This window comes from Pseudoroseicyclus sp. CXY001 (assembly GCF_041714655.1).
In the GTDB taxonomy this organism is placed as follows: Bacteria; Pseudomonadota; Alphaproteobacteria; order Rhodobacterales; family Rhodobacteraceae; genus Pseudoroseicyclus_A.
In genome coordinates this window covers 2,797,167-2,822,624 of the sequence record NZ_CP168219.1, presented here as the reverse complement: position 1 = coordinate 2,822,624, position 25,458 = coordinate 2,797,167, and the positions used below count along the sequence as shown (strand labels likewise).

Below are 25,458 nucleotides of genomic sequence, written 5' to 3'. Positions count from 1 at the left end.
CGCCGGGGCGCCCGGTTGCGAGGAGAAGGTGGGTTACAAACCCACCCTACGCCCGCACCTGACGGCCGAGCTGTTCCCCCGCCCGTTACGCGCCGCAGGCGCAGGGCGAGCGCCGGCCCGTCCCGCGGGCTGGCGCTCTGGTGGGGCTGGGCCCGGCCAGTGAGCGGGGAGGTGGCGGCACCATAAAGTGCGCCGCGTAACCGTTGGAGCGCCAACCCCCGGCCCGGCGCTCGCCCTGCGCGGTGACGGGTGTGCCCGGTTGCGAGGGGGATGGTGGGTTGAAAACCCACCCTACGGGGGGAGCCGCGCAGGAGGGGGCTGAGACCCCTCCGCCCCGAAGGGCCAACCGCCAGCCGACCTTTCCCGCCCGCATGGCAGCCATGCGCCGCGCCCCGCCTCTGGCCAAGCGGCCCCTCATCCACTATCTCCCGCCCAGATTTGCGGGAAGCCCCATGCCCATGACCTTCGAAAATCCCGGCCCGATCGAGCGCGACTGGTCCGACGCGATCTCCACCGTCGACGAGATCATCAACGACGCCCGCAACGGGCGGATGTTCGTGCTTGTCGATCACGAGGATCGCGAGAACGAGGGCGACCTCGTCATCCCCGCGCAGATGGCGACGCCGGATGCCATCAACTTCATGGCCACCCATGGCCGCGGGCTCATCTGCCTCGCGCTCACCTCCGAGCGGATCGACGCGCTGGGCCTGCCGCTCATGGCCCAGCAGAATTCCTCGCGGCACGAGACGGCCTTCACCACCTCGATCGAGGCGCGCGAGGGCGTCTCCACCGGCATCTCCGCTGCCGACCGGGCGCTGACCGTCGCCGTCGCCATCGACGCCGGCAAGGGCGCGCAGGATATCGCGACGCCGGGCCATGTCTTTCCGCTCCGCGCCCGTGAGGGCGGGGTGCTCGTGCGCGCCGGGCATACCGAAGCCTCGGTGGATATCGCCCGGCTGGCCGGCCTCAACCCCTCCGGCGTGATCTGCGAGATCATGAACGAGGACGGCTCGATGGCGCGGCTGCCCGATCTCGTCGCCTTCGCGCAGAAGCACGGGCTCAAGATCGGCACGATCAGCGACCTCATCGCCTACCGCCGCCGGCACGACAATCTCGTCCGCCAGACCGAGGCGCAGACCATCACCTCCGAATTCGGCGGGGAGTGGGAGCTGCGCATCTTCTCGGACGTAACGCAGGGCGCCGAGCATATCGTGCTCATCAAGGGCGACATCTCGGGCGAGGAACCGGTGCTGGTGCGGATGCATGCCCAGGACGCGATGAAGGACATCGTCGGCTGCGGGCCGGCGGGGCGGGCGAGCCTCTTCGCCGACGCAATGCGCGCCATTGCCGCCGAGGGGCGTGGGGCGCTGGTGCTGCTGCGGGACCTGCACATGAAGATCTCCGGCGCCGGCGAGGTCTCGCCGCAGACGCTCCGCCAGTACGGGGTGGGCGCGCAGATCCTCTCGACGCTCGGCCTCAGCCGGATCGAGCTTCTCACCAATTCTCCCAAACCGCGCATCGTCGGACTCGAGGCCTATGGCATCGAGATCGCCGGCACGCGGCCCATTCCGAAAGGCTGATCCGATGGCCGGAGCCTCCGAATACGCCCTGCCGCGGCCCGAGTTCGACCGGCCGGTCAAGGCGCTGATCGTCGTCGCGCCCTTCTACCGCGACATCGCCGACATGGCGCTGGCGGGTGCCCGGGCCGAGCTCGAGGCCGCCGGCGCGACCCACGAGACCGTCGAGGTTCCCGGCGCGCTGGAAGTGGCGCCGGCCATCGCCATGGCCGCGAAGCTCGCCGATTTCGACGCTTTCGTGGCGCTCGGCTGCGTGATCCGCGGCGAGACGACGCATTACGAGACGGTCTGCAACGACTCGTCGCGCGCGCTGCAGCTCCTCGCGCTGCAGGGCCTGCCGCTCGGCAACGGCATCCTGACGGTGGAGAACCACGGCCAGGCCGTCGTCCGCGCCGATCCGGCGCAAGCCAACAAGGGCGCGGGTGCGGCGGCGGCGGCGCTGCATCTGCTGGCGCTCTCGCGCAGATGGGGCGGGCGGAGCCGCGGGGCGGGCTTCACCTCCGACATCCTGATGGCGCGCGGGGGCACGCCCGCATGAGCCTCCGCGGCGACAACCTCAGCAATAACCAGCGGCGAAAGATGAAATCGGCGTCGCGGCTCTATGCGGTGCAGGCGCTCTTCCAGATGGAGGCGCAGGGCCAGCGGATCGATAAGGTCATCCGCGAGTTCGAGATGCACCGCTTCGGCGCGGTCTACGAGGAGGGCGAATATCAGGACGGCGATATCGACCTCTTCCGGGCGCTGATGACCGAGGCGGTGAGCCGGCAGGCGGTGATCGACCAGATGACCGACCGGGCGCTGGTGGCCAAATGGCCGATTGCCCGGATCGACCCGACTTTGCGGGCCCTCTTCCGGGCTGCGGGGGCGGAGATGGTGGCGAAGGAGACGCCGCCGCGCGTGGTGATCAGCGAGTTCGTCGACGTGGCGCGGGCGTTCTTCCCCGAGGGGAAGGAGCCGAGCTTCGTCAACGCGGTGCTGGACCACATGGCCCGCGAGGCGGTGCCCGAGGCGTTCTGACGCCGGACGGCGCTCGCCTCCGGCAATCGCCCCGCCCGCCGTCCCTTCGCGGGAGCACAGGGCGGGGGGGCTTGCCGCGGGGGGTGGCGGGCTGAAGCCCGCCCTACGAAGGATTGCCCTTTCCAACGCTTCTGCGGTGTCCCCGCCCGGTACGCGCCGCAGGCGCAGGGCGAGCGCCGGCCCGTCCCGCGGGCTGGCGCTCTGGTGGGGCTGGGCGATGCGGTTGGGGCGGAGGTGGCTGCACCATGAAGCGCGCCGCCTCACCGGCAGGAGCGCCAACCCCCGGGCCGGCGCTCGCCCTGCGCGGAGAGGTCAGGGCGCGGTGGTGAGGGAGGGCGGTGGGTTGAAAACCCACCCTACGGCTGGTTCCCAGGACGGCGCCCTCCAAGCGAGGGCCGGCCCCCGGCCCCCGTAGGCCGGGCTTCAGCCCGGCCCCCCCTCACGCCTTCCAGGCCCGCCGCGCCGTCAGCGGGAAGGCCAGCATCAGCACCGCCAGCATTCCGAAGGCGAGGGGCAGGCTCGTCCAGTCGGCGAGGAAGCCGATGAGCGCCGGGCCGAGGAGCACGCCCGCATAGCCCGTCGTCGTCACCGCCGCGATGGCGAGCGCCGGGGGCATGAGGGTCTGCTTGCCGGTCAGCGAGAAGACCACCGGCACGAGGTTCGCCGCCCCGACGCCGATCAGCGCGAAGCCCGCCAGCGCGGCGGCGCCCGGCAGCATCACCGCCAGCACGATCCCGGCACTGGCGATCAGCCCGCCCCAGAAGAGCACGTGGAAGCGGCCGAGCGCCGCGACGATCCGGTCGCCGGTCAGCCGCCCGGCCGTCATCGTCACCGAAAAGGCCATGTAGCCGAGGCCCGCCTGCGCCGCGTCCAGCCGGTCGAGCCCCGTCAGCAGCAGCGCGCCCCAGTCGAGCACCGCGCCCTCGGCCAGGAAGCAGACCGCCGCCAGCCCGGCGAAGAGAAGGACGATGCCGCGGGGCAGGGCGAGGGGCGGCGGCTCCTCGCCGCCGGCGCGCAGGAGCCCGGGTGCCGCGACGGCGAGCGCCAGGGCGGCGAGAACCGCCGCTGTCAGCGCCGTCGCAATCGGCCCGGCGCCGAGGGTCAGCATCAGCGTCGCGCCGCCGGCGCCGAGGATGCCGCCGACGGAGAACATCGCATGGAAGCCCGACATGAGGGGCCGCGTGTCCCGCCGCTCGACCTCCACCGCATGGACGTTCATGGCGACGTCGAGGCTTCCCAGCGAGGCGCCGAAGACGAAGAGCGCGGCGCCGAGGGCGAGGGGCCCGGCCGCGATCATCAGGAAGGGCGTCGCCAGCACCAGCCCGGCGCCGCCGATGAGGATCACCGGCCGCGGCCCGGTGCGGGCGGCGATGGTGCCGGTGAGCGGCATGGCGATCACCGATCCGATGCCGAGGCAGAGGAGGAGGAGGCCAAGGAGCCCCTCGTCCGCCCCCACCCGCTCTTTCGCGAAGGGGATGAGCGGCGCCCAGGCCGAGGGCAGGAAGCCGCCGACGAGAAAGGCGAGCCGGGTAGCGCGGGAGGCGGGGGCAAGGGTCATGAGGGATCCTTCGGGGGGCGGTGGAGCGCCGGGCCGTCATAGCCGGGGGCGCCCTGTTCCAGAATGAGATGCGTGAGGGCGGTGAGCGGGGCGACCGGGTGGGGCGCATGCGTCTCGAGCTTGGCGCTCGTCATCATCAGCGCCGTGGCGCGGGCGGAGGCGATGAGGGCGCGCTTGAGCTCGGCATCCTCCGGGTCGAAGGCGGCTATGCCCTCGGCCGAGAGGGCGCAGGCGCCGAGGAAGGCGAGGTCGGGGCGGAGGCTCCGGGCCTCGCGGATCGCGGCGGCGCCGGTGGTGCCGCCGGTCTCTGCCGAGACGCGGCCGCCGATGAGGTGGAGGCGGAGATCGGTGCGCCCCGAGAGCGCGGCCGCGGCGGGCAGCGAATTGGTGAAGATGGTGACGCCGGCGGGGAGGAGCGGCGCGAGGATCGCCACCGTGCTGCCGGTGTCGAGGAAGAGCGTCTGGCCGGGGGAAGCGAGGCGGGCGGCGACCTCGGCGAGGGCGCGCTTGGCGGCGAGATCCTCGGTTTGACGGGTGGCCAGGGGGCGGCCGGCGGGGGAGAGCGGCAGGGCCCCGCCATAGACCCTTGTGCAGCGCCCGGCGGCGGCGAGGGCACGGAGGTCGCGGCGGATGGCGTCCTCCGAGACGCGATACTCCGCCGCGAGGGCGGCGGAGCTCACCGGGCTGCCCGCGGAGAGGCGGGTGGCGATGGCTTCGCGCCGGGCGTCTGGGGGTGAAACGTGCATGATCGTGCATTAGCGTGGGAAAGCGTGAGTTGTCCAGAGGGTGGGACGGGGGGTTCGGGGGGCTGTCTGCCCCCCGAACCCCCCGAAGCATATTTGGAAAGGGGCAGAGGCAGGGGGTGGACAGGACTGGGCGGGCTGAGGCGACGCTCGGGTGCGCGCGGCGTCGGGCCTTGCATCCCCGGGGGCGGCGCCGCAGGCTGGCGGGACCTTTCGGACGGAGGCGAGCGATGGATCTGATCGAGGCGGCGAAGGCGGTGCGCGAGAATGCCCACGCGCCCTATTCGGACTTCAAGGTCGGGGCGGCGATCCGCGCGGCCTCGGGGCGGGTCTATCTCGGCGTCAATGTCGAGAATGTCGCCTATCCCGAAGGCACCTGCGCCGAGGCCGGGGCCATCGCCGCCATGGTGGCGGCGGGGGAGACCGAGATCCGCGAGGTCGCCGTCATCGCCGGCTCGCCCATGCCGGTGACGCCCTGCGGTGGCTGCCGGCAGAAGCTGAAGGAATTCGGCGCGGCGGAGGTGCAGGTCCATATGGCGACGATGGACGGCAAGGTGGAGGTGACGACGATAGGCGACCTCCTCCCCGGCGGGTTTTCCCGCGATTACATGAGCTGAGGATGGAGCCGCGCGCGCTCATCGCCGCCGTCCGGAGGGGGGAGGCGCTGCCGGAGGGGGCGCTGGCCCGCTTCGCCGCCGGGCTCGCCACGGGCGAGGTGTCGGACGCGCAGGCCGGGGCCTTCGCCATGGCCGTCATGCTCAAGGGGCTCGGCGAGGCGGGGCGCGTGGCGCTGACAGCGGGCTTTCGCGATTCGGGCCGGGTGCTCGCGTGGGACCTGCCGGGCCCGGTGATCGACAAGCATTCGACAGGCGGCGTGGGCGATCCGGTGTCGCTGATCCTCGCCCCGGCACTGGCCGCCTGCGGGGCCTATGTGCCGATGATCTCCGGCCGGGGGCTGGGGCATACCGGCGGCACGCTCGACAAGCTCGAGGCGGTGCCCGGCGTCTCCACCCAGGTCAGTGAGAGGGAGCTCCGGGCGATCACTGAGCAGGTCGGCTGCGCCATCGTCGGCGCCACCGGCGAGATCGCCCCGGCCGACCGGCGGCTCTACGCGATCCGCGACGTCACGGGCACGGTGGAGAGCATCGACCTCATCACCGCCTCGATCCTGTCGAAGAAGCTGGCGGCGGGGCTCGACGCGCTGGTGCTCGACGTCAAATGCGGGTCCGGCGCCTTCATGAAGCGGCCCGAGGAGGCGCGGGCGCTGGCGGAGGCGCTGACTGCAGCCGGCACCGGCGCCGGCTGCCCGACGGATGCGCTGATCACCGACATGTCGCAGCCGCTGGCGCCCGCCATGGGCAATGCGCTGGAGGTGGCGGTCTGCATGTCCGTCCTCAGCGAGGGGCGGGCGGCGGCGCCGCGTCTCCATGACCTTTCCGTCGCGCTGGCGGGCCGGGCGCTGGAGCTCGGCGGCATCCCGGGCGGGGCGGAGAAGGCGGCGGCGGCGATCGCGTCCGGCGAGGCGCTCGAGCGCTTGTGCGAGATGCTGGCCGCCCTCGGCGGGCCGCCCGACATGGCGGAGGACTGGCGCACCCATCTGCCGGCGGCCGAGATCGTTGGCGACGTGACGGCGCCGGAGGGCGGCTTCGTCACCGCCATCGACGGCGAGGCGCTGGGCCATGCCGTCGTCGCCCTCGGCGGCGGGCGGCAGGTGGAAAGCGACCGGGTGAACCCGGCGGTCGGCCTCTCCGACATCGCGGCGCTCGGCACGGAGCTCGCCCCGGGCGCGCCGCTCTGCACGCTGCATGCCGCGACCGAGGAGGATGCCTTCGCCGCGGCGGAGGCGGTGCGGGCGGCCTTCACGCTGGGCGAGGCGCCGCCGCCCCAGATGCCCCTGATCCTTGAGGAGGTGCGGTCATGACATGGCTCCGCTTGGCGGGAGGCGCCCGATGAGCCGCGCCTTCCTCGTCGTTCTCGATTCGGCCGGCGTGGGCGGGGCGCCCGATGCCGCCAATTTCTTCAACGGCCGCGTGCCGGATACCGGCGCCAACACCTTGGGCCATATCGCCGAGGCTTGCGCCGCCGGCCGGGCGGAGGAGGGGCGCTCCGGCCCGCTCCACCTGCCGAACCTCGCCGCGCTCGGGCTCGGGCGGGCGATCACGCTCGCCTCCGGCTTCCCCGACCCATGGCCCGATGCCGCCGTCACGGGCGCCTTCGGCGCCGCGACCGAGATCTCGCCGGGCAAGGACACGCCCTCGGGCCATTGGGAGCTGGCGGGCGTGCCCGTGCCCTGGGACTGGGGCTATTTTCCCGACAGTGACCCGGCCTTCCCCGAGGAGCTCATGGCCGAGGTCGCCCGCCTCGCCGGCACTGAAGGCACGCTCTGCAACCGGCACGGCTCCGGCACGGCGGTCATCGAGGAGTTCGGGGAAGAGCATCTGAAGAGCGGCTGGCCGATCTGCTACACCTCCGTCGACAGCGTCTTCCAGATCGCCGCGCATGAGGAGGTCTTCGGGCTGGACCGGCTGCTCCAGCTCTGCGAGGCGCTGGCGCCGCGGCTCCATGCGATGAAGATCGGCCGGGTCATCGCGAGGCCCTTCCTTGGCGCCACCGCAGCCGATTTCAAGCGCACACCGCATCGCCGCGACTATGCCATCGCCCCGCCGGAGCCGACGCTCTGCGACTGGGCGCAAGAGGCTGGCCACCCCGTGCATGCAATCGGCAAGATCGGCGACATCTTCTCGATGCAGGGCATCGACGACGTGACCAAGGGGACGGACGAGAGCCTGATGGCCGACCTCCACCGGCTTGTGGCCGATGCGGAGGAGGGCGCCTTCACCTTCGCCAATCTCGTCGAGTTCGACAGCCTCTACGGCCACCGCCGCGACGTGGCGGGCTATGCGCGGCATCTGGAATGGGCGGATGGCGAGCTGGGGCGGGTCGTGGCGGCGCTTCGCGAGGGCGACCTCCTCGTCATCACCGCCGATCACGGCAACGACCCGACCTTCGCCGGCACCGACCACACCCGCGAGCGGGTGCCGGTGCTGGTGGCGGGGGCGGGCCGGAAGGAGCTGGGGCTGATGGCCTTCACCGATGTCGCGGCGCTCATCGCCGCCCACCTGGAGATCCCCCGATGAGCTGGCGTGACTTCCCGAAGGTAGAATTGCACCTGCATCTCGAAGGCGCCGCGCCGCCGGCCTTCATCAAGGGGCTGGCGATGGAGAAGAAGATCGACCTCTCCGGCATCTTCACCGAGGCCGGAGGCTACCGCTACGAGGGGTTCGACCACTTCCTGACCGTCTATGAGGCCGCCTGCACGACGCTGCAATCCCCCGAGGATTTCCGCCGCCTCACCCTCGCGGTGCTGGAGGAAAGCGCCGCCCATGGCGTGGTCTATTCCGAGACCTTCCTGTCGCCGGACTTCTGCGGCGGCGGCGATGTCGCCGCCTGGCGCGATTACCTCGCCGCCATCGAGGATGCCGCCGCCGAGGCGGAGCGGACGCATGGCATCACGCTCCGCGCCATCGTCACCGCCATCCGGCATCTTGGCCCCGAGCAGGCGAAGGCCACGGCGCTCTGCGCCGCCGAGACGAAGGGCCGCTTCCTCACCGGCTTCGGCCTTGCGGGAGCGGAGCTGATGGGGCGGCCGGGGGATTTCTCCTATGCCTTCGACATGGCGCGGGAGGCGGGGCTGCGCCTCACCGCCCATGCCGGCGAATGGGGTGGGCCCGACATGGTGGCCGACACGCTCCGCGACCTGAAGGTGGAGCGCATCGGCCACGGCATCTCCGCCGCCCGCGACCCCGAGCTCTGCGAGCGGATCGCCGAGGCGGGGGTGGTGCTCGAGGTTTGCCCCGGCTCCAACGTCTTCCTCGGCGCGGCGAAGAGCTGGGAGAGCCATCCCATCGCCAAGCTCCGCGAGCGGGGCGTGAAGGTCACGATCTCGACCGACGATCCGCCCTATTTCCACACGACGATGACCGCCGAGTTCGAGGGGCTCGAGCGCGCCTTCGGCTGGGGGGAGGAGGAGTTCACCGAGCTGACCGAGGTGGCGCTCGCCGCGGCTTTCTGCGACGAGGAGACGCGGGATGCGGTGAGAGAAAGGCTGAAGCGATGACAGATGACGGCGTGACCTCCGGTGGCGGGATCCCCGACGGCGTGACCCTCGTCGACCACCCCCTTGTGCAGCACAAGCTGAGCCTGATGCGGAACAAGGAGACCTCGACCAATTCCTTCCGCCGGCTCCTGCGCGAGATCAGCCACCTCCTCGCCTACGAGATCACCCGCGACCTGCCGATGACGACGGAGCGGATCGAGACGCCGCTCCAGCCGATGGACGCGCCGATGATCGAGGGCAAGAAGCTGGCGCTCGTGTCGATTCTGCGGGCCGGCAACGGGCTGCTGGACGGGATCCTCGAGCTGATCCCGGCGGCCCGCGTCGGCTTCGTCGGGCTCTACCGCGACCCCGAGACGCTGGAGCCGGTGCAGTATTATTCGAAGCTCCCCGGCAGCCTCGACGAGCGGCTGACCATCGTGGTCGATCCGATGCTGGCGACGGGGAATTCCTCCGCCGCCGCCATCGACCTCGTGAAGGCTGCCGGCGCCAGCAACATCCGCTTCATGTGCCTTCTCGCGGCGCCCGAGGGGATCGCGCGGATGCGTCAGGCGCATCCCGACGTGCCCATCGTCACCGCCGCCATCGACAGCCATCTGAACGACCACGGCTACATCGTCCCCGGCCTCGGCGATGCCGGCGACAGGATGTTCGGCACCAAGTAGCGCAGGGTTAACCAGACCCCGGCCCGGCCTTTACTTGGCAGGGCCGATCCGGCATCCTCTCCCACATCTAGTGGGGGTCTGCCATGAAACCTGTCCGATATGCCGCTTGTCTGGCTCTGGCGCTCGGAGCGGCGCCTGCCGCGCTGCTCGCGCAGGTACCGGCCGAGTTTCCGCCGGCCAATTACGCCGGCAACCAGTTCGTCGACAGCGAGGGCTGCGCCTTCATCCGTGCCGGGCTCGACGGCGGGCTCGAATGGGTGCCGCGCATGAGCCCGCAGCGCGAGCAGCTCTGCGGCTATGTGCCCACCTTCGACACGCCGCCGGCGCAGACCATCGCCACCAACCAGCCGCAGGGATTCTTCGGCCTGCCGGATATCGATGGCTCCTCCGGCCCGATCCGGCCCGGCACGGCCGCGCCGACAGGCCCGGTCGCCACCGCCGCGGCGCCTGCCGCCCCGGCGCGCGTGGCCCCCGCAGCCCCGGCCGCGCCGGCCCCCCGCCGCATCACGCTGGCCGAGGCCTGCGCCGGGCGCACCGGCGTCCAGCCCGGGCTCATCCGCGCCTCGACCGGCCAACCTGTCGATTGCGGCAGTGCGGCGCCGACCGTCGTGGCCAGCGCAGCCGCCGCCCCTGCGATGCTGATCCCGGCCATGGCGCCGGTGGCGGCCTCGGGGCCCATCGGCGCGCCGATCCCCACCGGGCCGACCGTGCGCCGGCTGACGCTGGCCAGCGCCTGCGCCGAGGTGGCGGCGGGCCGGTCGCTGATCGACCAGTCGACGGGCCGGCCGCTGAGCTGCCCCGCCGCGCCGATGCCGATCCCGGTCACCACCGCGCCGTCCGGCCCCGTGCTGCCGGGCGCGCCCTCGATGGCCGGCAGGCCGGTCACCGCCACGGCGCCGATGGTCGTCGTCTCGACGCCGTCCTCGGCCGCGCAGCCGCTGCCGGCCGGGCTCGCCGCGTCCTGCCCGTCGGGCGTCTTCTCCTATACCGAGTTCCTCTCTGGCGGCGGCGGCCTGCCGATCCGCTGCGGGCCGCAGGCCCAGGCGCCGCATTCCGCCGGCAATGCCGCGGCGGTGACGGCCAGCGCGCCGGGCACGCTGTCGACCTTCGGCGCCCCGGCGCCGGCGGCGGCCGGGGCCGCCGTGCCGATCTCGAACCCCGTCGTTGGCGTCGTGCCGAACGCCCCGCCGCCCGGCTACGAGCGAGCCTGGGACGATGGGCGGGTGAACCTCCACCGCGGCACGGCCGGGGCCGCCGGCGTGCTCTCGACCTCTTCCGCGCCGGTCGTCTCGGCGCCGTCCGCCGCGCCCTCCGCCGCTCCCGCGGGCCGTTACGTGCAGGTCGGCACCTATGCCGAGCCGGGCAATGCGCAGCGCGCCGTGACGCGGCTGCAGGCCATGGGCCTGCCGGTCGGCATCATGCAGGCCGGCGGCATGCAGGCCGTGGCGGCCGGGCCCTTCTCCAGCGCCCAGGCGCTACAGAACGCGCTGAACGCGGCGCGGGGCGCGGGCTATGCGGATGCCTACGTTCGGTGAGAGTGAGCGGCCGGGGGGCCAGCCCCCCGGCGCATCTCCTGCCCGGTGAAAGCGCCCCCCGCGGTTGAGCTGTCAGCCCTGGCAGATGCCCTTGAGGGCGATCCAGTCGGAATCCGTGAGAAGCGGCACGCGCGTCAGCGTCTCGGGGATCGGCCCGGGATTGGTGCCGAAGCGGGCGCCCTCCGGGTCCACCGCCGCGGCCCAGGCGGCGAAGCTCAGCCCCTCCGCCTCGAAGCCGGCCGCCAGCTCGGCGCGGGGCGGCGCGGGCGGCGGCTCGACCAGCAGATGCGCGGCATGATCCTCGATCGCGCCGGGCGGCAGATCGCCGGTGGTCAGAAGCGTCAGCGTCGCGCCGAGGCCGGCATCCTTGAGGAGCGCCTCCATCGGGTCGTCGTCCTGACGGGCGATCCAGGCGGTGAGGGCATGGCCGGCGGGGATCGCCGCCTCCTCTGACGCCTCGATCATCTCGGCGGAGAGGATCACGATCCGCCCCGGCAGGATGATGCCGAAATCGGGCGCCTCTGGCAGCACCACCAGCCGGCCGTCGCCGTCGCTGAAGAGCCTCTCCTGCAGGGTGATGAGCGCCTGGCTACCCAGCGGGTCGCGGCAGGAGGCGCCCGCGAGGCGCTGCAGGTTGCCAAGAAGGCTCGCGCCGATCTCCAGCCGCTTGGCGAGCGGCACGACGGCCAGCGTCTGCCGCTGCAGCGCCCCCGGCAGCCAGAAGACCACCACCGCGAGCAGCACCGCGAGGAAGGTGCCCAGCCCCAGATAGCGCAGCCGCCCCCGCCGGGGCCGCGAGCGGGCGAGCACCTTGCGGACCCGCTCGATGGCGTCGATCATCAGGGCTTCTTCGATCTGCAGGACCTCGCCGCTGTCCGGACCCGGCGTGAAGAGCGCGGGCCGCGTGCCGGGGTTCTGCCGTTCGATGGCGGGGAGCGACCAATGCGCGAGCGGGCGCCCGTCGGGGGCGGCGATGACGAGCGTCGCGTCGCCGAAGGACACGAAGACCTCGCGCTCTTCCGCGTCACTGTCGGCCCGCCAGAGCCCGCCTGATTCCAACCGCTGATATTGCGAGAGGGCTGTCACTGCCCGCACCTCTTTTCCGCCGATCATAGGGGCCCGCGCGGGGAGGGGAAAGCGAAAGCGGCGGCGGGTGCCGAGATGGGCCCGCGAGGGCTTGCGCGCGCCGGGGCCGGGGCGGAGAGTGGCGCGCCGGGCGACAGGAGGGGCGGGGATGGCGGTGCGGTGGATGGCCTCGGGCGGCGGGGCCGGGGCGATGGTGCTGGGCGGCATGGCGCTCATCGGGCTCATCGACAATTTCGTGGCGCTGATCGCGCCCACGGCCGGGCTCTGGCAGTTCCAGGCCGTCCGTGCCGGCATGGCGCTGGTGGTGCTCGTGCCGCTGATGGCGTGGCGCCGGGTCTGGCCCGTCGCGCCGGGGGCCGTGGCGCTCCGCTCCGTGCTCGCGACCGGAGGGATGCTCCTTTACTTCGGCTGCCTCGGCACGCTGCCGGTGGCGCTGGTGGCGGCGGGGCTCTTCACCGCGCCGATCTGGCTGGTGCTGATCGACTGGGGGCTGCGTGGCGCGCGGCCCGGTGCCGGGCGGGCGCTGGCGGTGGGCCTCGGCTTCGCGGGCGTCGTGGTGATGCTCGACCCCTTCGGCAGCGGCGGCGGCTGGGCGACGGGGCTCGCGGTGCTGGCGGGGCTGCTCTACGGGGCGGGGAACCTCGTGACGCGGCTGCGCTGTTCGCAGGAATCGCCCCTGTCGCTCCTCTTCGGCTACTACCTCCTCCTCGGCGCCGTGGGGGCGCTCGGCTGCCTCGCGCTGGCGCTCTGGGGGCCGGAGGTGCCGGAGGGCGCGGCGGGCTGGGCGCTTCGGGCGTGGGGGCGGGCGGGCGCGACCTTCACGGCGGTGAGCCTCGCGCAGGCTTTGGGCTCGCTTCTGGCCGTCGGGCTCCTCATCCGCGCCTATCAGCTCGGCGAGCCCGCGCGGATGGCGGTGATGGAGAACTCGCTCCTCATATTCGCGGCGCTCTGGGGCTGGTGGCTCTGGGGCGACACGCTCAACCCGCGGGAGCTGGGCGGGATGGGGCTGATCCTCGTGGGTGCGGTGCTGGCGCGGTGAGGCGGGCCCCGGGATCTTTCCAAGAAAGATCCCAGGGCGGTCGCGCTCAGGCGGCGGCCTGTTGCGAGAACCGTCCGTAGAAGGTCTCGCCCGAGGCGGCCATTTCGCGCAGGAGCTGCGGCGGCTCGAAGCGCGGCCCTTCGGAAGCGGCGAGGCCCTCGCAGATCTCCACCGCCTTCGCGGCGCCGATGATGTCGAGCCACGAGAATGGCCCGCCCGACCAAGGCGCGAAGCCCCAGCCGAGGATGGCGCCCACATCGCCTTCGCGGATGTCTTCGAGCACGCCCTCCTCCAGCGCCTTCACCGCCTCCAGCACCTGCGCCATGAGGAGCCGGTGCTGCACCTCGGTAACGTCGGGCTGCTCGCCGGCGACCTTGTGGCGCTCGGCGAGGCCGGGCCAGAGGCCGGTGCGCTTGCCCTTGTCGTCATAGGCGTAGAAGCCCGCCTTCGCCTTGCGGCCGAGCCGGCCTTCGTCCGCCAGCCAGAACATCAGATCGTCCACCGGCGCCATGTCGGCCGGGTAGGCATCGCCCATCGCCGCCTTGGTGGCCTTGGAGATCTTCACCGCGAGGTCGATGGAGGTCTCGTCGATGAGCTGCAGCGGCCCGAGCGGCATGCCGACGAGCTGCGCGGCGTGTTCGATGAGCGCGGGGGCCACGCCCTCCGTCACCATCCGGGCGCCCTCGTTGAGATAGGGGATGATGCAGCGGTTGGCGTAGAAGAACCGCGCATCGTTGACGACGATCGGCGTCTTGCGGATCTGGCGGACGAAATCGAGCGCCTTGGCGACGGCGCGGTCCCCCGTCTTCTCGCCCTTGATGATCTCGACCAGCAGCATCTTGTCGACCGGCGAGAAGAAATGGATGCCGATGAAATCCTCCGGCCGCCCGAAGGCCTTGGCCAGCTCGGTGATCGGCAGGGTGGAGGTGTTGGTGGCGAAGATGCATTCCGGCCCGATTATCTGCTGCACGCGGCCGGTGATCTCGGCCTTCACGCCCGGATCCTCGAAGACCGCCTCGATGATCAGGTCGCAGCCCTTGAGGGCCTGCAGGTCGGTGGTCGCCGTGATCCGGCCGAGCACCTCCTCCTTGCCCTCTTGCGTGACCTTCTTGCGGGAGATGCCCTTGTCGAGGATCCCCTCGGCATGCGCCTTCCCGCGGTCGGCGGCGGCCTGATCCTGGTCGATCAGCACCACCTCGATGCCGGCATTGGCAGAGACATAGGCGATGCCCGCGCCCATCATCCCGGCGCCGAGCACGCCCAGCTTGGCGACCTTCTGGTCGGGCGCCTCGGGGCGGTTGGCGCCTTTCTCCAGCGCTTCCTTGTTGATGAAGAGCGAGCGGATCATGGCGCTGCTCGAGGGGTTCATCAGCACATTGGTGAACCAGCGCGCCTCGATCCGGAGCGCCGTGTCGAAATCGACCATGGCGCCCTCGTAGATGGCCGAGAGCATCGCCTTGGCCGCCGGGAAGGCGCCCCAGGTCTGGCCGTTGACCATGGCGGAGGCGCCGACGAAGGTCTGGAAGCCCGCCGGATGGAAGGGCGTGCCGCCCGGCAACTTGTAGCCCTTCTGGTCCCACGGCTTGACGCAATCGGCCTCGGTCGCTTCCAGCACCCAGGCCTTGGCGCGGGCCAGAAGCTCATCCGCCGGCACCACCTCGTCGATGATCCCCGCCGCCTTGGCGGCCTTCGGGTCAGACAGCTTGCCCTGCAGAAGGAACGGCGCCGCCGCCATGGCCCCCATCATCCGCGTCAGCCGCGTCGTGCCGCCGGCGCCGGGGAAGATGCCGACCTTGATCTCCGGCAGGCCGATCTTGGCCTTGGGATTGTCCGCCGCGATCCGGCGGTGGCAGGAGAGCGGGATCTCCAGCCCGATGCCCAGCGCCGTGCCGGGCAGGGCGGCGACCGTCGGCTTGCCGCCCTTCTTCGTCTTCGGGTCCATGCCGCCGAGCTCGATCTTCCGCTCGAGCCGGTGAAAGCCCATGATGCCGTTGAAGAGCCCCTTGGCCGGGTTGTCGCCGGCGCTCTCTTTCATCTTGGCGATGACGTTGAGATCCATCCCGCCGGCGAAATCCTTCTTGGCGGAGGTGATGACGATGCCCTTCACCGCCTCGTCGCCATGGGCGCGGTCGATGAGGGCAGAGAGCTCGTCCGCCCCGGCGAGGTTGAGCACGTTCATGCTCTTGCCCTCGACATCCCAGGTGATGATCGCGACGCCGTCTTCCGTCTCGTAGCTGAAATCGCTCATGAGGTCTCTCCCTTGGGGTCCGGCTCGCGATAGGGCGTGCCGTCCGCATGCGTCCGGCCGGCCGGCGTCGCCAGCATGTCGAGGCCGGGATAGGTGCAGATGTTGTGCGCCTCGTCGCGCGTGCCGGCGACGAGGTAGGTGGCGGGGGCATCGGAGTGGTTGCGCAGACAATGGGCCACCGCGACGCCCGCCGGCCAGCAGGCGCTGTCGCCGGGGCCGATCTCGGTTTCCACCCCGTCCTCCACCACTGTCAGCCGGCCATCGAGGACGTAGAGAAACTCGTCCTCATGGCTTTCCCAGTGCATCTGGCTCGACTGGCCGCCGGGCTGCAGCTGCTGCAGGACGACGCCGAACTGGGTGAGCCCGCCCCGCTCCGTCAGGTGATGCGTCAGCATCCGCCCGGCGGGCAGCGTGTAGGGCGCCGGGTAACTGGCGCCGGCATCTTTGAGCGTCTGGTCGGCCTTGCGGAAGATCGCCATGTCAGCCCTCCTTCTTCGGATAGGGGGTGCCGTCGAGATGCGTGTAGCTCGCGCCGGTCTCGTCGCGGATGAAGAGGAGGTCGCGCCCCGGATAGTGGCCGACCTCCGCCGCCTTCCGCGTGCCGAGGATCAGGTAGCGGCACGGCATGTCCGTATGATTGTAGATCGCATGGCCGACCGGCTCGCCCGCCGGCCAGCCGGCGCAATCGCCGGGCTCCAGGATCGTGCGCGTCTCGTCGCCCTCCCGGCTCTCGATCACCGTCAGCTCGCCGGCGAGGAGGTAGAGAAACTCGTCCTCCTCCTCGTGCCAGTGGAGCAGCGAGACGGAGGAGCCGGGCTCCAGCACCTCCTCCGCCAGCCCGAACTGGGTGAGCCCGAGCGCGTCACTGATCGGCCGGAAGGAGAAGTCGGACGGCGCGGTGTTGAACTCTTCCGGGTAGGAGGAGGGCGCTGTCTGCCGGGCGACGTCGCTGCGGCGGATGATGGTCATCAGACCCGCTCGATGATCGTCGCGGCCCCCATGCCGGAGGCGACGCAGAGCGTGGCGAGCCCGGTGCCGAGGCCCCGCCGCTCCATCTCGTCGAGCAGCGTGCCGAGGATGATGGCGCCGGAGGCCCCGAGCGGATGGCCCATGGCGATGGCGCCGCCGTTGACGTTCACCTTGTCCTGCCCGACCTGGAAGGCCTGCATGAAGCGGAGCACTACGGCGGCGAAGGCCTCGTTGACCTCGAAGAGGTCTATGTCGCCGATGGACATGCCGCTGTCGGCGAGGATCTTCTCCGTCACCGGCACGGGGCCGGTGAGCATGATCGTCGGATCGGTGCCGATCTTCGCCGTGGCGCGGATGCGGGCGCGGGGGGTGAGGCCATGGGCCTCGCCGAACTCCCGGGAGCCGATCAGAAGGCCCGCGGCGCCGTCGACGATGCCGGAGGAATTGCCGGCATGGTGGATGTGGTTGATCGCCTCCAGATGCGGGTATTTCATCAGCGCGACCTTGTCGAAGCCGGGCATGACCTCGCCCATCTCCTTGAAGGAGGGCTTGAGGGCGCCGAGGGCCTCCGCCGTCGTCTCGGGGCGCATGTATTCGTCGCGGTCGAGGATGGTGAGGCCGTTCACGTCCCTGACCGGGGCGATGGAGCGGTCAAACCGCCCGTCGGCCCAGGCCTCGGCGGCGCGGTGCTGTGACTGGGCGGCATAGGCATCCGCCTCCTCGCGGGTGATGCCGTATTCGGTGGCGATGATGTCGGCCGAGATGCCCTGAGGGACGAAGTAGCGATCCATCGCGACGGTGGGGTCCACAGCCACGGCGGCCCCGTCGGAGCCCATGGGCACGCGGCCCATCATCTCGACACCGCCGGCGATATAGCCGGCGCCGGCCCCGCCCCGCACCTGATTGGCGGCGAGGTTCACCGCCTCGAGGCCGGAGGCGCAGAAGCGGTTGATCGAAAGGCCGGGGATGCGCTCGTCGAGTGTCGAGGCCAGGACGGCCGTGCGTGCGAGGCAGCCGCCCTGCTCGCCGACCTGCGTGGCATTGCCCCAGATGACATCCTCGACCGCGTGGCCCTCGAGCCCGCTTCGCTCGGCGAGCGCATCGAGGATCCCGGCGGAGAGGCGGACCGAGGTCACCTCCTGCAGCGCGCCGTCCTTGCGGCCCTTGCCGCGCGGAGTGCGGACGGAATCGTAAATATAGGCCTCGGTCATGGGTCCCTCCTCTTCACGCCCCGTTCACGCCCGGTCGGCAGGGCTGCCCGGCATCAGATCGTAGGGATGCGCCCATCCGGAGAGGGCTGCGATCCTGTCGAGCCAGGCGTCGATATTCGGCCAGTCCGCCCGGTCAAAGCCGAACGGTTCCGGGTAGTAGAGATAGGAGCAACAGCTCAGATCCGCGATGGAAACCTCTCGTGACGTTGCGATCCAGTCGCGGCCTTCGAGCGCTGCCTCCAGCACCTGCAGCGCCGCGCGGCAGCGCCCGCCGACATAGGCGAGGATCTCCGGCGAGCGCTTCTCCTCGGGCAGGAAGTTCATCAGGAACCGCTGCACGCCGATCTGCCCGGACATCTTGTGATTGTCCCAGAACATCCAGCGGAGCACCTCCGCCTTCTCCGCCGCATCGGCCCAGCCGAGCTTGCCGGTCTCATCCACGAGATGGAGGAGGATGGTGGCGGACTGAGTGAGCTTCAGATCGCCGTCGATATAGACGGGGCATTCGCCCATGACGTTGAGAGTCTGGCGGAACTCCGGGGAGCGGGTCTCGCCGTTGAAGAAATCGACGAAACGCGCCTCCCATGGGGTGCCGGTGAGGGCGAGGGCCAGCGCCACCTTGTAGGAATGCCCGCTCTCGCCGAAGCAATAGAGCTTTGCCGTCATGCTCGTCTCTCCCGTTGCGCCAGCGGGGGGTTTTCCACCCCCCGCACCCCCCGGACGGTATTTGAAAATGAGCGAGAGGGAAGGGCTTTACCTATTGGTAACCCTGACACGACAAGATCGGCGTTGCGGTACAGGCTGCGGAGCCGATGACCGCAATGAGCGAACCCCGTCCCGTGCCTCCTGGAGAATGCGTCGGGGCGGGGGGAGCCTCTCTGCAATCGCTCATTTCCAAATACCGCCGCCGGAGGCTCCCCAACCCTCAGCCCGCGCCGCCGCCCGGGGCGGTGCGCGGCGTCACCGTTTGCGGTCTTCGAGCTCGAGATTGAAGAGGCGGAGCCGGTGGCCGAAGGTCTCTTCATCCAGGATCGAATCGAAATTCTCGAAGAGGAAGGACAGCGCCTCCCCCTCGTCGAGCCCCGCCTCGCGGGCGAAGCGCTTGAGGCGCCGGTAGCCGTCCTCCGTCATGGCGACGGGGAAGCGGCGGGTGAGGCGCAGGCGTTTGGGCATGGGGCGGCTCCCGGGTTGGCGGGGCCAGTCTAGACCGGTGGGCGTGGGGAGGCCATCCGGGGGCGGGCGCGTCCTCGCGGCCGGGCAGGCGATCTTCGCGCGAAGGTCGTGGGGGCGGACGGGGCGGTGTCGGCCCCGCCCGCGGCCCTCAGAACGCCTCTTCGGCCAGCGCCATCACCGACTCGGCGCCGGATTCGATGCGGGCGAGGTGCATCTTCGTCGCCGGCAGGTGGCGCGCCATGTAGTAGCGGCCGGTCGCGATCTTGGTCTCGTAGAAACCCGCGTTCTCGGCGCCGGCTTCAAGAGCCTCGAGCGAGGCCTTGGCCATCTTCGCCCACATGAAGCCGAGGCAGACATGCCCCATCATGTGCATGAAGTCGTAGGAGCCGGCGAGGGCGTTGTTCGGTTCCTTCATGCCCGATTGCATGAAGTACATCGCTGCCGCCTGCAGATCCTTCGAAGCCGCTTTCAGGGGCACGAGGAAAGGCTCGTCGAGCCCCTCCATCCCCTTGTTCTCGCTGCAGAAGCTCTTGATCATCTCGAAGAAGGCCATGACCGTCTTGCCGCCGTTCGAGGCGAGCTTGCGGCCGACAAGATCGAGCGCCTGGATGCCGTTCGCGCCCTCGTAGATCATCGTGATCCTGGCATCGCGCGCGAATTGCGACATGCCCGATTCCTCGATGTAGCCATGCCCGCCCCAGACCTGCTGGGCGGCGGTGGCCATCTCGAAGCCCTTGTCGGTCTGGAAGCCCTTGATGACGGGGGTGAGGAGCGAGATCAGCGCCTCCGCCTCGGCATCGCCCGCGCGGTGGGCGGCGTCGATCAGCGTCGCGCCCCAGTAGGTCAGCGCCCGCGCGCCCTCGGTGAAGGACTTCATGTCCATCAGGTTCCGCCGGATGTCCGGGTGGACGATCAGCGGGTCGGCGGGGCTTTCGGGCTGGGCGGGGCCGGTGACGGCGCGGCCCTGCAGCCGCTCCCTGGCATAGGAGAGCGCCGCCTGATAGGCCGCCTCGCTCTGCGCGAAGCCTTGAAGGCCGACCCCGAGCCGGGCCTCGTTCATCATCGTGAACATCGCCCGCATGCCTTTGTGCGCCTCGCCGAGGAGCCAGCCCTTGGCGCCGTCGTAATTCATGACGCAGGTGGCATTGCCGTGGATGCCCATCTTCTCCTCGATCTTGCCGACCGAGACGCCGTTGCGCTGCCCGAGCGCGCCGTCCTCATCATGCAGCACCTTCGGCACGATGAAGAGCGAGATGCCTTTCGTGCCCTCGGGGCCGCCGGGAATCTTCGCCAGCACCAGATGGACGATATTGTCCGCCATGTCGTGATCGCCGGCGGAGATGAAGATCTTCTGGCCGGTGATGAGGTAGGAGCCGTCGTCCTGCGGCTCGGCCTTGGTGCGCATGAGCCCCAGATCCGTGCCACAATGCGGCTCGGTCAGGTTCATCGTGCCCGTCCATTCGCAGGAGGCGAGCTTCGGCAGGTAGAGCGCCTTCTGCGCCTCGGAGCCATGCGCGAGGATCGCCGTATAGGCGCCATGCGTCAGGCCCTGGTACATGTTGAACGCCATGTTGGCGGAGACAAAGGGCTCGTTCACCGCCGTATGGATGACGTAAGGCAGGCCCTGGCCGCCGAATTCCTCGCCCGCATCGATGGCCGTCCAGCCCCCTTCGCGGACCGTGTCGAAGGCCGCCTTGAAGCCCTCGGGCGTGCGGACCACGCCGTTCTCGAGCCGGCAGCCTTCGGCATCGCCGGTGGCGTTCAGGGGGGCGAGGAGATCCCGGGCGACCTTGCCGGCCTCCTCGAGGATGGCGCCGGTAAAGTCGCGGTCGAGATCGGCATATCCGGGGACCGCCCCTTCAGAGATCCTCAGCAAGTCGTGCAGGACGAATTGCATATCGTCGATCGGGGCGGTGTAGCTCGGCATGTCGTCACTCCTCGAAGGCGAGGGCCGGCCGGGCCGGCACCTCGGGCGAAGCCGGCTCAGCCGGCCTGGGCAATCCCCGGCCCCTTGCCTTCGAGATCCTTCTCGGCCTGCGCGATCAGGCTTTCCAGATCCTGTATGGCCGAGGCCAGTTCGTCACGCTGCGCGACCATGCGCGACAGGTGCGTGCGGGCGGCGTCGAGCGCGCGGGCCGTTTGCGTGCGGCCGTCGTCGCCGACGTAATAGAGCTCCAGAAGTTGCCGGATTTCCTCCAGAGAGAAGCCGAAGCGCTTGCCGCGCAGGATCAGCTTCAATCTTGCCCGCTCGCGGCGCGTGTAGAGACGGCGAGTCCCTTGCCGGATGGGGCTGAGCAGCTCCTTGGATTCGTAGAACCGTAAGGTGCGCGGGGTCACTTCGAACGCCTCGCACATCTCACGGATAGTCATCGTGTCTTCCGTCATGTCCGTTTCTCGATTGCAGCGGAAGCGGCCCGTCTACAATCTTTTGGGGCGGAAGATAGTGGGTGGCTGACGTCAACGTAAACAGCGCGGAGCCCCCGCGCGGCCGTGACCTCCCGTCACGAATCGCCGCGGTTCCGGACCGAGCCGTTAACGCCCTGATAACCGTGGAGGATTTCCGGAGGGGTGGGGCGGCGGGCGCCGGCGGGCCGGCCGGCGCGTCATTTTGCCTGCGACCATTCGTCTCGCCCCCGGGCCCACTTTTCTCTATGCAGAACGCGAGAAAAAGCTCAAGGAAATGACCCCGCTCGAACGGCCGGTCAGTACGCCGGTCAGGAGAGCGATCTGGCCGTCTCTTCGCGGAGCGATTGCAGCGCCTCGATCGTCTCCTGAAGCTGCTGGGCCTGGGTGTCGAGTTCGGCGAGCTGCCGGTCGGCCAGCTCCAGCCAGCGGCGCATCTGGGCCTCCGTGCCCTCCCGCTCGTAGATCAGGAGCCACTGGCGGATATCCTCCAGCGAGAAGCCGAAGCGCCGGCCGCGCAGGATGAGCGTCATCCGCGCCACCTCCCGGGGGCCGTAGAAGCGCGAGCGGCCTTCGCGCTCGGGCGAAAGCAGCTCGATGTATTCGTAATAACGCAAGGTGCGCGGCGTCACGTCGAAGCGCGCGCACATCTCCTTGAAGGACAAGCGGACGGTGGCGTCCTGATCGGGCATGCGGGACCTCCTTCAAGACCTTAGCGCCGCCTCGCCGGTGCGGCAACATGCGGCGAGGTGGCTGGACGGCGCGCGTCTTATGGGGAAGTCTCTGCCCCGGAGGTGACCCATGTCGGACGAGGACCAGGCCCGCCGCCAGCGCATCGCGCGGGCGTTCATCGAAGGGCTGCCGCACGGGCGGGCGCTCGGGCTCGACCTCGTGGCGGTCGGCGCCGGCACGGCGGAAATCTCCATGCCCTGGGACAAGCGGCTGGTCGGCGATCCGGCGACGGGGGTGATCCACGGCGGCGCCGTCTCGGCGCTGATGGACACCTGCGCCGGCGCCGCGGTCATGGCGCATCCCGACTGCCCGGCGGGCACGGCGACGCTCGACCTCAGGATCGACTACATGCGCAGCGCCACGCCGGGGCAGACCATCGTGGCGCGGGCGGAATGCTATCACATCACCCGGACGGTCGCCTTCGTGCGCGCCGAGGCGCGAGACGACGACCCGAGCCGCCCCGTCGCGGCCGCGACGGCCGCCTTCACCGTGGAGCGCGGCTGATGGCCTTCGAGAGCGTCCAGCAGGTCAAGGCGCGGCGGGATGCGGCGCTGGGCCAACTGGTCTCGCACCTGCCCTATCTCGGCTTTCTCGGCATCCGCTTCGACCGGAGGGGCGACGAGCTGACGGCCGTCCTGCCCTTTCAGGACATGCTGATCGGCAATCCGATCCGCCCGGCGCTGCATGGCGGCGTCACCGCCGCCTTCCTGGAGGTGACAGCCATCATCGAACTCGCCTGGGCCTTCGCCTGGGAAGAGATGGAGGCGGGCGGCGGCCTGCCGGAAGGCGCGCCGCGCCTGCCGAAGACCATCGACTTCACCACGGATTTCCTGCGCCCCGGCCTGCCGAGGGACGCCTATGCCCGCGCGAGGGTCAACCGCTCGGGGCGGCGCTATGCCTCCGTCCATGTCGAGGCCTGGCAGGACAATCGCGCGCGGCTCTTCGCGCAAGGTACGGGCCATTTCCTGATGCCGCAGCATGAGGGCGATGCATGAGCGCCGAGGCCCGGGCCGCCGGCCCGCTGACGCATCGGCGCATCCTCGCCATCGCGCTGCCCATCGTCCTTTCCAACGCCACGGTGCCGATCCTCGGCGCCGTCGACACCGGCGTCGTCGGCCAGCTCGGCCTGCCGGCGCCCATCGGTGCCGTCGGCATCGGCGCGGTGATCCTGTCGTCGATCTACTGGATCTTCGGCTTCCTCCGCATGGGCACCACCGGCCTCGTCGCCCAGGCCCGCGGCGGCGGTGACGCCGGCGAGACGGGGGCGATCCTCATGCGGGCGCTGATGATCGGCGGCGCGGCGGGGCTCGTCTTCATTCTCGCGCAGGTCGGGGTTTTCTGGGCGGCCTTCAAGCTCGCCCCCGCCTCGGCGGAGGTGGAAGAGCTGGCCCGCCGCTATCTCGCCATCCGCATCTGGGGCGCGCCCGCGGCCATCGCCATCTATGCCGTCACCGGCTGGCTCATCGCCATGGAGCGGACGCGGGGCGTTCTCGTCCTCCAGCTCTGGATGAACGGGCTCAACATCGCGCTCGACCTCTTCTTCGTCCTCGGCATCGGCTGGGGCGTGGGCGGCGTGGCCTCGGCCACGCTCATCGCCGAATGGAGCGGCCTGGCGCTCGGGCTCTGGCTCTGCCGCGCCGCCTTCTCGGGCGACCAGTGGCGCGACTGGCTGCGCATCTTCGACCGGGTCCGCATCAAGCGGATGATGAGCGTCAACCGCGACATCATGATCCGCTCGGTGATCCTGCAGGCCGGCTTCACCTCCTTCCTCTTCATCGCCGCCGGCGAGGGGGATGTGGTGCTGGCCGCCAATCAGGTGCTGATGCAGTTCCTCCAGATCACCGCCTACGCGCTCGACGGCTTCGCCTTCGCGGCCGAGGCGCTGGTCGGCGCGGCGCTCGGTGCCGGCAACCGCGCGGCCTTCCGCCGGGCGGCGCTGATGACGAGCTGGTGGGGGCTCGGGCTTTCCATCCCGATGGCGCTGGTCTTCTGGGTCTTCGGCCCCGACATCATCGCCATCATGACGACGGCCCCCCGCGTGCGCGAGGCGGGGGAGCACTACCTCTTCTGGGTGGCGCTGGCGCCGGTGGTCGGCATCGCCTCGTGGATGCTGGACGGGATCTTCATCGGCGCCACATGGACGCGGGCGATGCGCATCGCGATGTTCCAGTCGGGGCTCGTCTATGCGGCGCTGCTGGCCGTGCTGGTGCCGCTCTTCGGCAACCACGGGCTCTGGGCGGCGATGCTGCTGTTCTTCGTGGTGCGCGCCGTGACGCTCGGCCGGCTCTATCCGGCGCTGGAGGCCGGGATCGGCGCGGAGCCGCCCCGCCGGGCCGCCTAGGGCAGCCAGCGCTCGCGGTCGGTGCCCACCGCCTCGGCGACATTGGCGAAGCCGTCGCGGGCGAGGAGCGCATCGAGGCCTTCGAGGATCTCTCCCGGCAGGTTCAGCCCCTGGAAGACCAGCGCGGTATACATCTGCACCGCGGAGGCGCCGGCACGAATCTTCGCATAGGCCTCCTCCGCGCTGCCGACGCCGCCGACCCCGATCAGCGGCAGGGAGGTCATGCCGGCGAGTTGCGCCAGAACGCGGGTGGAGCGCCCGAAGAGCGGCCGGCCCGAGAGCCCGCCCGCTTCGCTGGCATGGCGCGAGCGAAGCCCGTCGCGGGCGAGCGTGGTGTTGGTGGCGATGATGCCGTCGAGCCGCGCTCGCTCTGCCAGTTCGGCGACGTCGGCGAGCTCGGGCTCGGTCAGGTCGGGCGCGATCTTGAGGAAGATCGGCAGGATCGTCGCGATATCGGCTCGTGCCGCCATCACCTGCTCCAGCAGGGCCGTCAGCGCCTCGCGCCCCTGCAGATCGCGCAGCCGCTCGGTATTGGGGGAGGAGACGTTGATCGTCACGAAATCCACGAGGTCGCCGCAGCGACGCACGACGGCCGCGAAATCCGCGGCGCGGTCCGGGCTGTCCTTGTTGGCGCCGATGTTCAGCCCGAGAATGCCATGCGGCCGCCAGGCGAGCCGGGCGGCGAGCGCATCCATGCCCTGGTTGTTGAAGCCGAAGCGGTTGATGGCGGCCTCGTCCTCCTTCAGGCGGAAGAGCCGGGGGCGGGGGTTGCCGGGCTGGGGGCGGGGCGTGACGGCGCCGATCTCGGCAAAGCCGAAGGGCATGCGCGAGATGGGCTCGATCGCCTCGCCATCCTTGTCGAAGCCGGCCGCGAGGCCGAGCGGGTTGGGCAGCTGCAACCCGCCCACGTTGATCGCGAGCCGCCGCGAGGTGACGGGCCCGCCGCGCGGCCCGAGCCCCATCGCGAGCGCGCGGAGCGCCAGCCGGTGGCCCGTCTCGGGGTCGAGCCGGCGGACGATGGCGAGCCCGTGCCTGTCCATGAAGGCG

Annotated in this window: 26 protein-coding genes; 13 read left to right on the top strand and 13 right to left on the bottom strand. The window is 70.8% G+C overall.

Going from position 1 to position 25,458, the window contains the following annotated elements; translation table 11 throughout:
* The first annotated feature begins 452 nt into the window (after positions 1-452).
* From ribB to nusB, 3 genes are read left to right on the top strand one after another with little or no spacing between them, the layout of a single operon-like run.
* The gene (ribB, locus tag ACAZ03_RS13790) at positions 453-1,580 is read left to right on the top strand and encodes a 3,4-dihydroxy-2-butanone-4-phosphate synthase (RefSeq protein ID WP_373354457.1); all 1,128 of its coding nucleotides are present in this window, start codon (positions 453-455) and stop codon (positions 1,578-1,580) included.
* Between the two features lie 4 nt (positions 1,581-1,584).
* Positions 1,585-2,115 carry a 6,7-dimethyl-8-ribityllumazine synthase gene (locus ACAZ03_RS13785; RefSeq protein ID WP_373354455.1) on the top strand — a complete coding sequence of 177 codons (531 nt, stop codon included), beginning with the start codon at positions 1,585-1,587 and terminating at the stop codon, positions 2,113-2,115.
* 41 nt (positions 2,116-2,156) lie between these two features.
* A complete protein-coding gene (gene nusB, locus ACAZ03_RS13780) occupies positions 2,157-2,594 on the top strand; it encodes a transcription antitermination factor NusB (RefSeq protein WP_373354453.1) in 438 nt (145 codons plus the stop codon).
* A 439-nt stretch (positions 2,595-3,033) separates the two neighbouring features.
* Here the strand turns inward: nusB and ACAZ03_RS13775 are convergent, their stop codons facing one another.
* Both ACAZ03_RS13775 and ACAZ03_RS13770 read right to left on the bottom strand, forming a co-directional pair.
* Positions 3,034-4,152 carry an MFS transporter gene (locus ACAZ03_RS13775; RefSeq protein ID WP_373354451.1) on the bottom strand — a complete coding sequence of 373 codons (1,119 nt, stop codon included), beginning with the start codon at positions 4,150-4,152 and terminating at the stop codon, positions 3,034-3,036.
* Positions 4,149-4,898 (bottom strand): DeoR/GlpR family DNA-binding transcription regulator, encoded by a 750-nt coding sequence (locus ACAZ03_RS13770; RefSeq protein ID WP_373354450.1) that lies wholly within the window; start codon positions 4,896-4,898, stop codon positions 4,149-4,151. Before ACAZ03_RS13770 ends, ACAZ03_RS13775 begins: the two co-directional genes overlap by 4 nt.
* A 227-nt stretch (positions 4,899-5,125) precedes the next feature.
* On the opposite strand from ACAZ03_RS13770, the gene cdd reads away from it, so the two are divergent.
* From cdd to ACAZ03_RS13740, 6 genes are all read left to right on the top strand, one after another.
* Complete coding sequence (cdd, locus tag ACAZ03_RS13765) at positions 5,126-5,512, top strand: cytidine deaminase (protein WP_373354448.1); 387 nt, start codon at positions 5,126-5,128, stop codon at positions 5,510-5,512.
* Positions 5,513-5,514: 2 nt separating this feature from the next.
* The gene (locus ACAZ03_RS13760; protein ID WP_373354447.1) at positions 5,515-6,816 is read left to right on the top strand and encodes a thymidine phosphorylase; all 1,302 of its coding nucleotides are present in this window, start codon (positions 5,515-5,517) and stop codon (positions 6,814-6,816) included.
* Between the two features lie 28 nt (positions 6,817-6,844).
* The gene (locus ACAZ03_RS13755) at positions 6,845-8,032 is read left to right on the top strand and encodes a phosphopentomutase (RefSeq protein ID WP_373354446.1); all 1,188 of its coding nucleotides are present in this window, start codon (positions 6,845-6,847) and stop codon (positions 8,030-8,032) included.
* On the top strand, positions 8,029-9,012 hold the full coding sequence (locus tag ACAZ03_RS13750; RefSeq protein ID WP_373354444.1) for an adenosine deaminase: 984 nt from the start codon (positions 8,029-8,031) through the stop codon (positions 9,010-9,012). Before ACAZ03_RS13755 ends, ACAZ03_RS13750 begins: the two co-directional genes overlap by 4 nt.
* Positions 9,009-9,674 carry a uracil phosphoribosyltransferase gene (gene upp, locus ACAZ03_RS13745; RefSeq protein WP_373354443.1) on the top strand — a complete coding sequence of 222 codons (666 nt, stop codon included), beginning with the start codon at positions 9,009-9,011 and terminating at the stop codon, positions 9,672-9,674. Before ACAZ03_RS13750 ends, upp begins: the two co-directional genes overlap by 4 nt.
* Before the next feature lie 83 nt (positions 9,675-9,757).
* Positions 9,758-11,209: an SPOR domain-containing protein gene (locus ACAZ03_RS13740; RefSeq protein ID WP_373354441.1), complete on the top strand. Its 1,452-nt coding sequence runs from the start codon at positions 9,758-9,760 to the stop codon at positions 11,207-11,209.
* Between the two features lie 72 nt (positions 11,210-11,281).
* Here the strand turns inward: ACAZ03_RS13740 and ACAZ03_RS13735 are convergent, their stop codons facing one another.
* Entirely contained in the window at positions 11,282-12,322 is a 1,041-nt protein-coding gene (locus ACAZ03_RS13735; RefSeq protein ID WP_373354439.1) for a hypothetical protein, read from the bottom strand.
* Positions 12,323-12,443: 121 nt separating this feature from the next.
* Here ACAZ03_RS13735 and ACAZ03_RS13730 point away from each other — a divergent pair, with 121 nt between their 5' ends.
* Complete coding sequence (locus ACAZ03_RS13730) at positions 12,444-13,334, top strand: DMT family transporter (protein WP_373354437.1); 891 nt, start codon at positions 12,444-12,446, stop codon at positions 13,332-13,334.
* A 46-nt stretch (positions 13,335-13,380) separates the two neighbouring features.
* Here ACAZ03_RS13730 and ACAZ03_RS13725 read toward each other — a convergent pair whose 3' ends face one another.
* The 9 genes from ACAZ03_RS13725 to ACAZ03_RS13685 all read right to left on the bottom strand — a co-directional run bounded on the left by ACAZ03_RS13725 (position 13,381) and on the right by ACAZ03_RS13685 (position 22,030).
* Positions 13,381-15,582 (bottom strand): 3-hydroxyacyl-CoA dehydrogenase NAD-binding domain-containing protein, encoded by a 2,202-nt coding sequence (locus tag ACAZ03_RS13725; RefSeq protein WP_373354436.1) that lies wholly within the window; start codon positions 15,580-15,582, stop codon positions 13,381-13,383.
* Complete coding sequence (locus ACAZ03_RS13720) at positions 15,579-16,061, bottom strand: cupin domain-containing protein (RefSeq protein WP_373354434.1); 483 nt, start codon at positions 16,059-16,061, stop codon at positions 15,579-15,581. The genes ACAZ03_RS13725 and ACAZ03_RS13720 overlap by 4 nt, the downstream gene beginning before the upstream one ends.
* Before the next feature lies 1 nt (position 16,062).
* Positions 16,063-16,551, bottom strand: coding sequence for a cupin domain-containing protein (locus ACAZ03_RS13715; RefSeq protein ID WP_373354432.1), 489 nt, complete (start codon positions 16,549-16,551; stop codon positions 16,063-16,065).
* Positions 16,551-17,762: an acetyl-CoA C-acetyltransferase gene (locus ACAZ03_RS13710; protein ID WP_373354431.1), complete on the bottom strand. Its 1,212-nt coding sequence runs from the start codon at positions 17,760-17,762 to the stop codon at positions 16,551-16,553. Before ACAZ03_RS13710 ends, ACAZ03_RS13715 begins: the two co-directional genes overlap by 1 nt.
* Positions 17,763-17,786: 24 nt before the next feature.
* The gene (locus ACAZ03_RS13705; protein WP_373354429.1) at positions 17,787-18,428 is read right to left on the bottom strand and encodes a glutathione S-transferase family protein; all 642 of its coding nucleotides are present in this window, start codon (positions 18,426-18,428) and stop codon (positions 17,787-17,789) included.
* Between the two features lie 294 nt (positions 18,429-18,722).
* Positions 18,723-18,935 (bottom strand): hypothetical protein, encoded by a 213-nt coding sequence (locus ACAZ03_RS13700; protein WP_373354428.1) that lies wholly within the window; start codon positions 18,933-18,935, stop codon positions 18,723-18,725.
* Positions 18,936-19,083: 148 nt separating this feature from the next.
* Positions 19,084-20,862 carry an acyl-CoA dehydrogenase C-terminal domain-containing protein gene (locus tag ACAZ03_RS13695; RefSeq protein WP_373354426.1) on the bottom strand — a complete coding sequence of 593 codons (1,779 nt, stop codon included), beginning with the start codon at positions 20,860-20,862 and terminating at the stop codon, positions 19,084-19,086.
* 56 nt (positions 20,863-20,918) lie between these two features.
* On the bottom strand, positions 20,919-21,320 hold the full coding sequence (locus tag ACAZ03_RS13690; protein WP_373354424.1) for a MerR family DNA-binding transcriptional regulator: 402 nt from the start codon (positions 21,318-21,320) through the stop codon (positions 20,919-20,921).
* A gap of 329 nt (positions 21,321-21,649) precedes the next feature.
* Positions 21,650-22,030: a MerR family DNA-binding transcriptional regulator gene (locus ACAZ03_RS13685; RefSeq protein WP_373354422.1), complete on the bottom strand. Its 381-nt coding sequence runs from the start codon at positions 22,028-22,030 to the stop codon at positions 21,650-21,652.
* Between the two features lie 109 nt (positions 22,031-22,139).
* On the opposite strand from ACAZ03_RS13685, the gene ACAZ03_RS13680 reads away from it, so the two are divergent.
* From ACAZ03_RS13680 to ACAZ03_RS13670, 3 genes are read left to right on the top strand one after another with little or no spacing between them, the layout of a single operon-like run.
* On the top strand, positions 22,140-22,574 hold the full coding sequence (locus ACAZ03_RS13680; protein WP_373354420.1) for a PaaI family thioesterase: 435 nt from the start codon (positions 22,140-22,142) through the stop codon (positions 22,572-22,574).
* On the top strand, positions 22,574-23,065 hold the full coding sequence (locus tag ACAZ03_RS13675; RefSeq protein ID WP_373354418.1) for a PaaI family thioesterase: 492 nt from the start codon (positions 22,574-22,576) through the stop codon (positions 23,063-23,065). Before ACAZ03_RS13680 ends, ACAZ03_RS13675 begins: the two co-directional genes overlap by 1 nt.
* Positions 23,062-24,411, top strand: coding sequence for an MATE family efflux transporter (locus ACAZ03_RS13670; RefSeq protein ID WP_373354416.1), 1,350 nt, complete (start codon positions 23,062-23,064; stop codon positions 24,409-24,411). The genes ACAZ03_RS13675 and ACAZ03_RS13670 overlap by 4 nt, the downstream gene beginning before the upstream one ends.
* Here the strand turns inward: ACAZ03_RS13670 and ACAZ03_RS13665 are convergent.
* Positions 24,408-25,451 carry a quinone-dependent dihydroorotate dehydrogenase gene (locus tag ACAZ03_RS13665; RefSeq protein WP_373357086.1) on the bottom strand — a complete coding sequence of 348 codons (1,044 nt, stop codon included), beginning with the start codon at positions 25,449-25,451 and terminating at the stop codon, positions 24,408-24,410. The genes ACAZ03_RS13670 and ACAZ03_RS13665 overlap by 4 nt on opposite strands.
* Positions 25,452-25,458: the final 7 nt, after the last annotated feature.